Source organism: Anaerobacillus sp., from assembly GCF_046314235.1.
Taxonomy (GTDB): Bacteria; Bacillota; Bacilli; order Bacillales; family Anaerobacillaceae; genus Anaerobacillus.
Map to the genome: position 1 here is coordinate 279,008 of NZ_JBKBWN010000003.1, position 12,430 is coordinate 291,437.

Sequence of the window (12,430 nt, forward strand, 5' to 3'; positions counted from 1 at the left end):
ATATGTTTTTTAATTTATCAGTAAGACACTTGGTGACAAGTGTCTTTTTGATTGTTAAGGAAATTTAAAGGGTTATTGGTAGGAGTGAAACAAGAATGTAACACGCTATTAACAAGGTTTGCTAATGCATTTCTTATTTCATTTTTACAAATAATAGTTACTACATTTGATGAAAGTGGGAGAATTCGTTGTCAATTTGTCAAGAAGTTGATGTTGTTATTATTGGAGCAGGTCTTGCTGGATTATCAGCTGCTTTAGAGTTGAAGAAACAGAATATCTCTTTTACTGTACTTGAGTCGAAAGAATGTGTGGGTGGTAGAGTTCTTAGCTTTAAAACAGAAGAAAATGTGACGATTGATATGGGAGCGCAGTGGATTGATCGTCATCATCATCATATCCAAGAGCTACTGTCTCAGTTCGAGTTAGAAGTTGTACCAACATACAAAAAGGGGAAATCAGTCTTTTTCATCGACGGTAAACGAACAGTCGGTAAGTTGCCACCTTTATCAATTGCAGGTTTTGTAGATGTCTTCCAATTTACAAGGAAATTAAATAAGCTAAGCAGCAAAATCATTGCAGATTCACCTTGGAATAGTTTAGATGCGAAGGAATATGACAAGCTGACAATGGCGCAATTTCTTAAAGAGAATATGTATACAGTAAGTGGGTATCATTATTATAAATATTTACTAGAAGAGATGCTGTGTACCTATTTACACGAAGTTTCAACATTAGATGTCCTATGGTGTGTTAAGACTGCCGGTACTGTCCAAAACTTTCGAAATGCTGAAGCGTTGTGGCTGAAGGAAGGGGTTGGCGTACTAGTGGAAAAGATGGCAGAACAGATTGCCGAGCGTATACAATTTAAAAGTCCTGTGACAGTAGTAACTTATGACAAAAACTATGCCATTGTTGAAAGTGCTGAGAAGTGTTGGAAAGCACAACGCGTCATTATCACAATACCGCCTAATTTACAGAGGGAAATACAATTTAAGCCTCCATTACCTTCATTAAGGGCCCAACTGCTTGAACATTGTGAAATGCCTTCTGTCACGAAAATAGTGCTCGTCTATAGTAAACCGTTTTGGCGGGAATTGGGGCTAAGTGGGATGGTTAAGTCAGATATTGGACCAATTAATGAAGCAGTTGATAGCTCACCTCGGGATGGGAAACGAGGAGTCTTAACAGTATTAGTAACAGGCGAATCTGCTAGAGGTCTAAAAAAACCTAGTGAAGAAGTTCCGTTAGCGTTAGTGCCGTTTTTTGGAGAACAAGCTGCAAATCCGTTACAAATATTCGTTGAAAATTGGTCAGAACAACCGTGGACACGTGGCGGTTATGGAGTCCATTTTGGACCAGGTGTCATTACGAACTATGAGAAAGTATTATTGGAACCGATTGCCTGTCTACATTTTGCAGGGACAGAGACGGCGACAAAATGGCGACTGTTTATGGAAGGTGCTGTTCACTCAGGAGAGCAAGCGGCAATCGAGGTGACAAAATATTTATAGAGGAAATAATGTTGTTTGCCTGTTCTTTTCATTATAATGAAAAAGGGAGTGAGGGGAAAAGATGAAGAATTCAATATTAGAAGTGATTGAGAAGCGAAAATCAATTCGAACATATGAAACAAAGGAACTAACTAGTGATCATCTAAATCAGATTGATGAATATTTAAAAGACGAAGACAATTTAGTTGGTCCATTAGGAAGAAAAGCAAAATTTGAAGTCATTCAAATTAAAAACAATGTCTCAGATAAAGGGATAAAGCTAGGTACTTATGGATTTATTAAAAACCATCAAGGTTATATTGTTGGTATCATGGAAAACACAAAAATGGGTTTAGTTGAATTTGGCTATATTTTTGAAAAATTAATTTTATTCGTAACGGATCTAGGTATCGGTACTTGCTGGATTGGTGGTACGTTTAGCCGCAATTCATTTGCAAAAGAAATAAACTTGAGTAAAGATGATTTTATTCCGTGCATTACACCACTTGGGTATGCTAAGGAAAAGCAGCGTCTATTTGATAAAACGCTCAGGTATGTAACGAAAGCGGATAATAAGAAAGCGTGGTCTGAATTATTTTTTAAAGGAAATTTTGGAACTGAACTAACGAAGGAGGAAGCAGGCGATTATGCGGTCGCAATCGAGATGGTTCGACTTGGTCCTTCAGCTTCAAACAAGCAACCATGGCGAATTGTATTTTGTGAGGACAAGAATGTATACCACTTTTATTTAGCACATACGCCAAATTACAATAAGATTGGGTTTGACATGCAGCTCATTGATATCGGCATTGCGATGAGTCATTTTGAACTTACTTGTAAAGAAATGGCGTTGTCTGGAATCTGGATTATTACTGATCCGAAACTGGAACTTCCAAATGAACATACAGAGTATATCATTAGCTGGCAAGTAAACTAGGAGAGAAAGGGACATCCTCCTATATTCACTAGTCTTGTAGACAAGTGTTACTAATGAAATAGCTAGTTTTTATAATGGGTTTCAAAACTAATAGATTTAACCATACCTCATAGTGTTTGTTACATAAGCTATAACAAATACTAAGGAGGTGACATTCAAAATGTCAGAAAAAAAGAATGAAAGTAAAAGCCATGAGCCAGCGCCACCATACTTTAACTATAAACCTATGAAAACGAAAAACGCACTTTCACCAAAAGTAGGGAATCGTCGCGTTGAGCCAGATGTTATTGAAGGCAAATCTACTGTTAAAATTCCAGTTGTGTTAGCAGAAACAGTTGTTCAACTAGATTTAAATCCAACCATTCAATTTCCAGAACCAGTACTAGAAATTAAAAATATTAAGAAAAACTTAAAGATCACGCAATGTCGTCTATTATTACCGACAAACAAACTATTTTTAGCTGGGTTTATTCGTAAAAATATTCAATATGCGACTCCGAAATATGGAACAAAAGACTCTGTTGTTTCTAGTATTCGTTCTTTAACAATCGACGTACCTTTTAAAGCAGTGACGGATGTAGACTATATTAGAAAACCACAGTTTGCTTATGGACCACAAAGTCAGGAATTTACGTTCTTTACGAAATCAGATCTACCTGATGGTTTCTCTTCAAAAGAGCATTTACTATCAGCTGACCTGTCGCAATTTGACCAATATAGTGGAGAAGAGTTCAATGAACTACCATACTGTGAATTGTTATCTAGCCGTTTCATTCAGTACGACGAAGCGTTAGATCGCAAAATGGGTCGAGTTCAAAACTATAAGGGCGACTTTATTGATGCACCATTTGAAGAAGGAACATTTAATTCAATCGAAGAAAAAATGGTCGTTGAAATTAAGTTGAAAGTTTTACAGAAGCAGCAGTTAAATGTAGACTCAAAAAAGTAAAATAAAAAAAGGCTTTTGCTCAAGGACAGCAAAAGCCTTTTTCATTTGCACTAATGATTGCTTTTTTTCCAAAGATATATTATTATCATTATTGATAATGATAATAATAAAAATATATCTTAAGTCGTTGGAGGTTTTTTTGATGAATATAAAAGAAGAACAAGTTCAAATAAAAGGGAATGTTACTTTAGGTGCAACGATGTCTATTCCAAAAACAGCGGCAAACCAAGTACCAGCAGTATTAATTATTGCTGGCACTGGCCCGGCCAATCGCGATGGAAACATGAAAAAGTTTAAGCTTAACATTTATAAATTAATTGCCGATGGGCTAGCAGAAGCAGGGTTTATCTCACTTCGTTATGATAAACGTGGTGTTGGAGAAAGTGAGGGTAATCTTACCAAGGCAGGTATGTGGGAATTAGTAGATGATGCAGAAAGTGCCTTACAATACTTAAGGAATCATCCAAGTGTAGATAAAGAACGTGTTCTTGTTTTAGGACATAGTGAGGGGACGATGCTGGCTACAGCGTTAAATGAAAGAAATCCAGTTTCGGGGCTCATTTTACTAGCAGGTGCAGCCGATACACTAGAAAATGCCACTAAATATCAAAGGGAATTAGTTTATGAAGAATTACTAAAGGAAACTGGTTTTAAAGGTTGGTTAATAAAGAAGTTGAATGTGATCGAAAAGGCAGAAGCAAAGGCTCAAAAGATATTTTCCAAAATGTACGATAGTGATAAAGATGTGATGCGTGTTCAGTTAGTAGCGAAGATGCCTGCGAAGTGGTTCAGGGAACATCAGCGTTTTGACTTATATGGTGCAATGGAAAAAATTGAATGCCCGGTTCTTGCTATTAATGGCGAAAAAGATGTTCAAACAAGACTAGAAAATGTATTTGAAGTACCAAAATTAGTGGCTGGTCCTGCAGAAGTTCACGTTATTGAGGGCATGAATCATATATTACGAAACCAGGAAGGTGATTTTCCGATACAAAAAATTAAAAAAGCTTATCAATCACAAAGTGAAACAACTCTACATCCAGAACTTATGGTTATAGTTACTAACTGGTTAAAAAAAGTGTACAATAAGGAATAATTCTTTATGGAGTGAGCTAAATGGCAATGTCAAAAGCGGATGTTATTTTACATCCTGTAAGAATGAAAATTATCCAATGTTTAGTTAAAAGACCATTAACAGTCCAAGAGCTTATGGAATGGATTCCGGATGTTCCGCAGGCTACATTATACCGTCAATTAAAGGTGCTAACCGAAAGCAAGGTTATTTTTGTTTCCGATGAAAGGAAAGTAAGAGGAACAATAGAGCGGACATACTCATTAAATAATGAAGCAGCGAATATTACGGCATCTGAAGCCGAAAAGCTTTGTAAAGATGATCATCTGAAATACTTCATTACGTTTTTTGCAAACTTAATCCAAGGAGCAGAACAGTATTTAGATAGTGGTGACAATTTGAATATGTTGAAAGATGGATTTGGTTATCGGCAAATTGATTTATTTTTAGATGATGAGGAATTGCTTCTATTTCGCAAAGATCTGGAAACAGTTATAAAAAACTATGCTGCTAATGAGCCGAGTGAAAATCGGCGTAGAAGAAGTTTAGCGACAGTATTTATTCCTGAAGCAAAGAAAGATTAAGAGAAAAAGAAGGCGACTCAAAAGCCTGTGTCAGTCACCTCAAGTACGATATATAGGAAGGGAATCTTTCTGACTTTATAAAGTTTAACTTGAGGTGAGTCGCCTTTTTACAATAATTAGCGTTTTGTAGCTTCGAATTCAAGCTTAATTTTTGTTAATAAATCTGGATTCGTAATAACGTCGTAGGCTGTGTTTGCCATACATTTTGCACCAAGCATAAGTCCCTCAAAGCCTTGGTCACTCATGGCAGCTTCTTGAAACTCTTTCGTATGACAGACATAAGGTTGGTCACAAATTTTTATATAAGGGTGGATCGATGGCACAACATGGCTCACATTTCCCATGTCAAGAGAACCGCCACTGCCTTTTTCGTGGATTTCCTCGGCTTTAATACCTAACTCAATTAAATTATCAGTAAAGGTAGTAGAGAGAGTTTCGTTCGTTTTCAAATCGTCATACGACAATTCATAAAACGATGTTTCAAGTCTTGCTCCAGTAGCAAGAGCCGCTCCCTGAGCGCAATTTTTAACTTTTTCTAGTAATTCATTTAAGTAGCTGCGCTGCTGGGCACGAACATAGAATTGCGCAACAGCATTGTCTGGAACGACATTCGCAGCGTTTCCACCTTCAGGGATGATCCCGTGAATTCTTGCATCAGGGGTAATATGCTGTCTTAAAGCATTAATTCCGTTAAAGGTTTGAATGACCGCATCTAAGGCATTAATACCTTCATGAGGCGACGACGCAGCATGAGCGGATTTTCCGAAAAATTCAAACTGAATCGCATCCATGGCTAATGACGAACCACTTTTTTCATGACGATAAAGGGGATGAACCATCATCGCAACGTCTAGGTGGTCAAAAACGCCTTCTTCTGCCATCGTTACTTTTCCACCACGAGTTTCCTCTGCAGGTGTGCCATAAACGTACACTTTTCCACCACAGTTTTTCATTACTTTACTTAAACCAATTCCTGCAGCGACTGCCATTGTCCCAATTAAATTGTGGCCACAAGCATGGCCAAGTTCAGGAAGGGCATCATATTCAGCCATAAAACCAATCGAGGGTCCCGCAATACCACTATCATAAACCGCATCAAATGCAGTAGGTAGTCCAGATGTGCCTAAGTTAACCTCAAAACCATGGTTGGAAAGTTCGTCAGATAGTATTTTTGAAGCTTTCCATTCTTCATGTCCTAGTTCGGGATTTTCGCCAATGTATTGGCTAATTTTATAAAAGCTTGCTCGTAATTGTTCAATTTGTTCATTGATTGTATCTTTCATGATAATTCCTCCAAAACCTGTTATTTGCTCATTTTACCTTAAAAATTAGAGGGGCGAAATAATTTTTTTCTTGTCACTAGTTTGTTATACTATTAATGTAACTGATGAGTAAAGGAGTGTTTTCATTTGAAAAATTTACAAAGTACTACGACATTACATAATGGGGTAAAAATGCCTTGGTTTGGCCTTGGGGTTTTTAAAATGGAAGAGGGAGTAGAAGCTGTAAGTTCTGTGAAAACAGCCATTGAATTAGGCTACCGTTCAATTGATACTGCAGCTATTTATCGAAACGAGGAAGGTGTAGGTCAAGCCATAAGGGAAGTTAATGTACCTCGCGAGGAATTGTTTATTACAACGAAAGTTTGGAATTCAAATCAAGGTTATGAAAAGACATTAGCGGCATTTGAAGAAAGTATGACGAAACTAGGGTTAGAATACTTAGATCTTTACTTAATTCACTGGCCACTGCCTAAGATAGGGAAATATAAAGAGACATGGAAAGCACTTGAAGAGCTTTATAAAGCAGGGAAGGTCCGCGCCATTGGAGTAAGTAACTTTCAAGTTTCACATTTGAAAGACTTAATGGAGGATTGTGAAGTGGTGCCAATGGTCAATCAAGTGGAGTATCACCCACGCTTAACACAAACAGAACTTCATGAGTTTTGTAAGCAACATAACATTCAGCTAGAAGCTTGGTCGCCATTAATGCAAGGGGCGTTACTTAACGACCCAACGTTAGGCGAAATTGGTCAAAAGTATGGGAAATCGGTTGCCCAAGTCATTTTACGCTGGGATCTTCAAAATGAAGTTGTAACGATTCCTAAGTCAGTAAAACCTGAACGTATGAAAGAAAATGCTGATATTTTCGATTTTGAATTGACTGAAGAAGAAATGGCATTAATTAACGGGCTAAACGAAGATCGCCGTGTAGGTCCGAACCCAGATGAATTTAACCGAGTTTAATTCTTAAAAATAGAAACGCACATTCATGTGAGTGCATCAAAATTGTTAGCATTGTCTAATGATTTTCGATGCATGTCATGGTGTGCGTTTTTTTGAATTGTTGAGAACGTCCGCGTGACTGAACAGGAGGTAAGAATTGAAAACGGTAAGTGAGAGTGGTTCATCGGTTTAAGTGTTGTCATCCATAGTTGATGTTCTAAAATTTGCCACATATACTCTGCCAAACCTTTTTTTAGACCAAGAACTTATCGTCATATTAGGTATTTACTGGTAAAATTGTAGTGTCAGATTATTAAAAGAAGGTGACCTATGGAGCAAAAATTACAACGTTATTTATCTTCTATTAAAAACTTCAGTGGATCTGTTTTGGTGGCCAAAGATGGTGAGATCCTTTTCAAAGAAGGCTTTGGGCTAGCCCGTGAAGGTGAGTCAAACACTACCAAAACGAATTTTGGCATAGGCTCGATTTCAAAATCGTTCACAGCTTTGAGTATTATGAAATTAGTGGAGAAAAATGAACTGACCTTAGAAGATAGAGTAGTAGACTTTTTTCCGCAGGTTTTTCCAGATGCGAAAATAACAGTTCATCATTTGTTAAATCAAACTTCAGGTATTCCTAACTATATTTATGAGAAAAGATTACAGACTGGGAAGGATATTTCCCCTGAGAATATTGTTGAACTAGTCTTGGAGAAACCAATCAAGTTTCAACCTGGCACTAAGTGGCAATATAGCAATACGAATTACGTTTTATTAGCTCTTATTGTTGAAATTATAACGGAACAACGATTTCGAAATTATGTTCAAGAACAAATTTTTACACCGGCAGGGATGGCTAATACATACTTTGATGGCCAAAAGGAAGATAACAAAGCTCATTATTGGGAAAGTGTTTTTGATTGTAAACCTTCATTACTATTTGGTGCAGGAGATATTGTATCAAGCGTGGAAGACTTGTTTTTATATGATAAAGCGCTACATACAGAACAACTAGCAACAATTGAAACTATTAACCAAATGCAGACTATTTCCTATAATGGAACACTTATTAAATACGGCTATGGCTGGTTTATTAAGAATAACTATGGCAGACGAAGCATTTCCCATGGTGGCTTTCATCCAATTGGTTACACCTCACATTTTGAAAAATTCCTAGAGGATAACTTAACAATTATTGTCTTATCAAACAAGCTCCAAAAGTACTCACCTTTTGGGGTGAAATATTTTAATAGTACTGATTTAGGTCGTGAAATTGGGGCAAGAGCTTATGGGAAAAGGGCATTTCCATGGCAAAAATTTAATTAACAAAGGAGCAATGCTAATGATGACAGACAAACAGTTACAAGAAGCATTAACCGTTGAGCAGTTTCCACACTCAGCGAAATATGATCCAAAATGGATGATCGAAAATGAAATGGGACCAAATTCGGTCTGGTTAACTGAATTCGCAGTAGAAAAAATGGACTTGAAACCAGGAATGAAAGTGCTCGATATGGGCTGTGGGAAAGCGATGAGCTCAATTTTTTTAGCGAAAGAGTTTGGTGTCCAAGTATGGGCGAATGATCTTTGGATTAGTGCAACAGATAATTTGAAACGGATTAAAGAAGCAGGTGTAGAAGATCTTGTTTTCCCAATTCGAGCAGAAGCACACGCGTTACCATATGCTAATGAATTTTTTGATGCGATTATTAGTATTGATTCGTATCACTATTTTGGAACCGATGATATATACTTACTTAAATTTTCGGAATTATTAAAACCGAATGGGCAAATTGGTATTGTCGTACCAGGCTTAACAAAGGAATTCGAAAACGATATTCCTGAGAAGATGAAGCCATACTGGGATAATGAATGGTATTCATTTCATTCTCCGGCGTGGTGGTCAAAGCTTTGGCAAAGGTCTGGTGTTGTTGATATTGAAGTCGCAGATATACTACCAAACGGTTGGGATTTGTGGATGAAGTGGGAAACAACGGCCAAAGCATCAGGGTTATGGCAACGTAACGGAGATATTGACTTACTAGTTGCTGATGGAGGCGAATATTTTACCTTTACGAGAATGATTGCCCGCAGAAAAGATGTATTGAAGGATAGGCTTTCACCATTAATCGTTAAATAATGTAGATGATAATTGAGTGTGAGGGGAAATATAGAGAAATTGCGCCTTTGCTAAGCGACGAACAAAGGCGCGTGGTTTAATTACTTGGCGAGTAGCCTTGTTTTTTATTTTACAAAGTTAATATTAATCTCAACCACTTCTGACCGGCTCCCGAGGCGAAATGGCGGTCCCCATATACCGAACCCAGAGGATACGATTGTATGAAGATTTTCTTTTACATAATACCCATAATGATTTTCATAAATGGCTTGTGTAACTAAATTACCAGGGAACAACTGTCCTTTGTGGGTGTGGCCAGACACCATTAAATCTACGCCAGCAGCATTTACTTCAGCAAATTCTCTTGGTTGGTGGTCAATTAAAAAAATTGGTTTTTCTTTGTTCAAGTCTTTTGTCAGCGTATCAATACTCTCTCTGTCTCGATCTGAAAAATCTTTTCTACCGACGATGTAAAAGAGATCTTCTAAATAAGTCACCTCATCTACTAAGACTTGTACATCAATTTGGTTCATTTCCTCAATAAATATTGGAATGTCTCTTCCATAATATTCATGATTTCCTAATACAGCATAAACACCCATTGGAGCAGTTAAACCGGCTAAAGTCTCACCAATATTATGCTTTAAGTAGGGGTCGATGCTATTGTCTAAAATATCTCCAGCTAGGAAGATAATATCTGGTTCTACGTTTTTCGAGAGGTCGATCAGACGAGAGACAAACCTATTTCCAATAGTCTCATTTATATGGATATCCGAGACTAGTAAAACTTTTAGGTTGTCTAGTTCTGTTTCTTTATGGATCTCAACGTCGTAACTAACAACGACCGGGCTCCACATATTAAAAGATCCATAAATGAAAACAAATAAATAAAACGATAGGATACCAATACCATACCATTTAACGCCTCTTTTTTTATTTAAAAAATAAATCAAGTTAATAATAGGGAAGAGAACCAAGCCGTAGCCAAAGATGATTAGCCAGATTGAACCAATCCAAGTAAATGCATGGAAATCAACAATTCGACTTAGAAAAAAGGAAATTGAAATAAAGAACACAATGATAAAATATGTTTTTTTGTAAGTAAACTGATACGTTTTATTTAGCCAAACCCAGCCGTTAAAAGCTATATAAAAACTAAGTAATAAATAAATCAATAGTGAAAAAATAATCAAAAATGGCACAAATCATACTCCCTTAGTAGAATTATTTCTATTAGTTGAATCAACTATATTATACCGTATATATAAATCCTTTAAAAATTTCTGCTACATAATTAATTCATTAATCATAGTTAGGTGCTACTAGAAAAACAAAAAAGGACTGTTCAAGTCCTTTGTTTTAACAAATGTTATTTTAGTAGTAAGTATGGTTTACTCTTTGGTTCTCTTAGGGTCTTCCTCCTCGGCAAATTCAAAAGCAAAACTTTGATTGAAGGTAGGTTTTTGTTTTTCTCGAACGGTAGGATTTACATTTTTTAGAATATAGGAATGGACAAACACTTCTGAGCCTGCAAAAAGAGTTGCTGAGATAATGCTTCCCCATGCAACCTGTAGGTAGTTGTGGAAGAAAACAGCGCCAAACACCCAGACGATTAAATACGTTAGAAAAAAGTCAACAACAACGGCGTTCCTATTTCCAATGCGAGGAAGTAGGACTTGGTCCCCTAAAAAATAAGAAACAATTGTTACTAGTAAACTGAATGCGACGATTTGGGTAAGGGTTGCATCAAAAAACAAATCTAAGCTAACCCAGAAGATAATCATCGCGGCAATAAACTTGAGTAATAGGACATTAAAGTGCTTCATTAACATAAGTACCCCTTTTTTAGTTATCTTGGGCAAAGTAAGGAAATTTTATACAAGAGGGTAAAAGGATAACTAAATTCTTAGGATTATCAATTATGTTGCCCTTGATGTCAGGTGACTAACTTGTGGCTATTGCGTGAAATATCATAATTCATCCCTTTTTCCAACTGCTTTTCTAAAGGGTTCGCCACTTATTACGTAGAATTTTTAAGTAAATATTGTCGTGGAGGGAACTGAATGAAAACAGCAGTTATTTATGCATCAAAAACAGGTTTTACAAAAAAGTACGCAGAATGGATTTCAGAGGAATTAACAGCAGATATGTTTGAACTTAGTGAGATTTCAATTGATAAGTTAGTTAACTATGACACAATTATTTTCGGTGGTGGACTATATGCCGTTGGAATCAATGGGATCAACATCATCACTAAAAACTTTGAGAAGCTAAAGGATAAAAAGATCGTAGTTTTCGCCACAGGTGTGAGTCCGTCTAGGGAAGAAGCAATCATAGAAATTAAAAATAAGAACCTCCCTGGAGAAATGCAAAAGAGCATTAAGTATTTTTACCTTAGGGGAGGATTTGAATACAGAAGATTAAAATCTTTAGATAAATTATTGATGACCCTTTTGAAATGGAAAATCAGCGCTAAGAAAATCCTAAGAATGAAGCTAATTCCAGATGAAAGAGGGATGTTAGCGGCTTATGATGTTCCTCTTGATTTTACGCGTAGGAAGAATATTAGGGCGTTAGTAAATTATGTGAGATTCAAGGATTCCTCTGCTAGTTAGTAGTGGGTCGTGAGGTAGGTTAGGTAAACAAAAAAGAGGTTGGGACAAGAGTGTCTGACATCGCGAGGGGCCTTCTAAATATAGACAGTCAGATTTATATCAAATGTCTATATTATGTGCCTGGCGGTGTCTGACACTTTGTTATGTCCCAGCCTCTTTAACTGTGAATGAACTCGTAACGGATTTTTCAGACGAGTAAACCCGTTAAGGAAATCCAAGCTGTTGTTTTTGAAGTAATCGTAGAAATTACTTAATATAAGCTGATCCTACAACAACTAGTAGGATGAATAAAACAACAATTAATGTAAATGACCTACCTGTGCTATGAGCACTTGGGTAACCTTGGAATTGTTGTGGTGCGCCATAATGATACATTATGCATGCCCCCCTTTTTTGTTTGGCTACATTATATTAGTATGTAGGAGGTCAAAAATAGGGT

Annotated in this window: 13 protein-coding genes; 9 read left to right on the plus strand and 4 right to left on the minus strand. The window is 36.7% G+C overall.

The window, feature by feature from the left end:
• Positions 1-188: 188 nt before the first annotated feature.
• The 5 genes from ACK4M9_RS05480 to ACK4M9_RS05500 all read left to right on the plus strand — a co-directional run bounded on the left by ACK4M9_RS05480 (position 189) and on the right by ACK4M9_RS05500 (position 5,032).
• The gene (locus tag ACK4M9_RS05480; RefSeq protein ID WP_409848587.1) at positions 189-1,511 is read left to right on the plus strand and encodes a flavin monoamine oxidase family protein; all 1,323 of its coding nucleotides are present in this window, start codon (positions 189-191) and stop codon (positions 1,509-1,511) included.
• 61 nt (positions 1,512-1,572) lie between these two features.
• Positions 1,573-2,427 carry a nitroreductase family protein gene (locus tag ACK4M9_RS05485; protein WP_409848588.1) on the plus strand — a complete coding sequence of 285 codons (855 nt, stop codon included), beginning with the start codon at positions 1,573-1,575 and terminating at the stop codon, positions 2,425-2,427.
• A gap of 160 nt (positions 2,428-2,587) precedes the next feature.
• A complete protein-coding gene (locus ACK4M9_RS05490) occupies positions 2,588-3,376 on the plus strand; it encodes a CsxC family protein (RefSeq protein WP_409848589.1) in 789 nt (262 codons plus the stop codon).
• 142 nt (positions 3,377-3,518) lie between these two features.
• Positions 3,519-4,472, plus strand: coding sequence for an alpha/beta hydrolase family protein (locus tag ACK4M9_RS05495; RefSeq protein ID WP_409848590.1), 954 nt, complete (start codon positions 3,519-3,521; stop codon positions 4,470-4,472).
• Between the two features lie 20 nt (positions 4,473-4,492).
• Positions 4,493-5,032, plus strand: a complete 540-nt coding sequence (locus tag ACK4M9_RS05500; RefSeq protein WP_409848591.1) for a helix-turn-helix domain-containing protein — start codon at positions 4,493-4,495, stop codon at positions 5,030-5,032.
• 116 nt (positions 5,033-5,148) lie between these two features.
• Here ACK4M9_RS05500 and ACK4M9_RS05505 read toward each other — a convergent pair whose 3' ends face one another.
• The gene (locus ACK4M9_RS05505) at positions 5,149-6,315 is read right to left on the minus strand and encodes a M20 family metallopeptidase (RefSeq protein WP_409848592.1); all 1,167 of its coding nucleotides are present in this window, start codon (positions 6,313-6,315) and stop codon (positions 5,149-5,151) included.
• 171 nt (positions 6,316-6,486) lie between these two features.
• Here ACK4M9_RS05505 and ACK4M9_RS05510 point away from each other — a divergent pair, with 171 nt between their 5' ends.
• The 3 genes from ACK4M9_RS05510 to ACK4M9_RS05520 all read left to right on the plus strand — a co-directional run bounded on the left by ACK4M9_RS05510 (position 6,487) and on the right by ACK4M9_RS05520 (position 9,397).
• A complete protein-coding gene (locus ACK4M9_RS05510; protein WP_409848724.1) occupies positions 6,487-7,278 on the plus strand; it encodes an aldo/keto reductase in 792 nt (263 codons plus the stop codon).
• 309 nt (positions 7,279-7,587) lie between these two features.
• Positions 7,588-8,583, plus strand: coding sequence for a serine hydrolase domain-containing protein (locus ACK4M9_RS05515; RefSeq protein WP_409848593.1), 996 nt, complete (start codon positions 7,588-7,590; stop codon positions 8,581-8,583).
• On the plus strand, positions 8,546-9,397 hold the full coding sequence (locus tag ACK4M9_RS05520; protein WP_409848594.1) for an SAM-dependent methyltransferase: 852 nt from the start codon (positions 8,546-8,548) through the stop codon (positions 9,395-9,397). The genes ACK4M9_RS05515 and ACK4M9_RS05520 overlap by 38 nt, the downstream gene beginning before the upstream one ends.
• Before the next feature lie 104 nt (positions 9,398-9,501).
• Here the strand turns inward: ACK4M9_RS05520 and ACK4M9_RS05525 are convergent, their stop codons facing one another.
• Both ACK4M9_RS05525 and ACK4M9_RS05530 read right to left on the minus strand, forming a co-directional pair.
• The gene (locus ACK4M9_RS05525; protein ID WP_409848595.1) at positions 9,502-10,578 is read right to left on the minus strand and encodes a metallophosphoesterase; all 1,077 of its coding nucleotides are present in this window, start codon (positions 10,576-10,578) and stop codon (positions 9,502-9,504) included.
• A gap of 189 nt (positions 10,579-10,767) precedes the next feature.
• Entirely contained in the window at positions 10,768-11,202 is a 435-nt protein-coding gene (locus tag ACK4M9_RS05530; protein ID WP_409848596.1) for a YndM family protein, read from the minus strand.
• 237 nt (positions 11,203-11,439) lie between these two features.
• Between ACK4M9_RS05530 and ACK4M9_RS05535 the strand changes: the two genes are divergently transcribed.
• Positions 11,440-11,991, plus strand: coding sequence for a flavodoxin domain-containing protein (locus ACK4M9_RS05535; RefSeq protein ID WP_409848597.1), 552 nt, complete (start codon positions 11,440-11,442; stop codon positions 11,989-11,991).
• Between the two features lie 246 nt (positions 11,992-12,237).
• Here ACK4M9_RS05535 and ACK4M9_RS05540 read toward each other — a convergent pair whose 3' ends face one another.
• Positions 12,238-12,366 carry a YjcZ family sporulation protein gene (locus ACK4M9_RS05540; RefSeq protein WP_409848598.1) on the minus strand — a complete coding sequence of 43 codons (129 nt, stop codon included), beginning with the start codon at positions 12,364-12,366 and terminating at the stop codon, positions 12,238-12,240.
• Positions 12,367-12,430 lie beyond the last annotated feature (64 nt).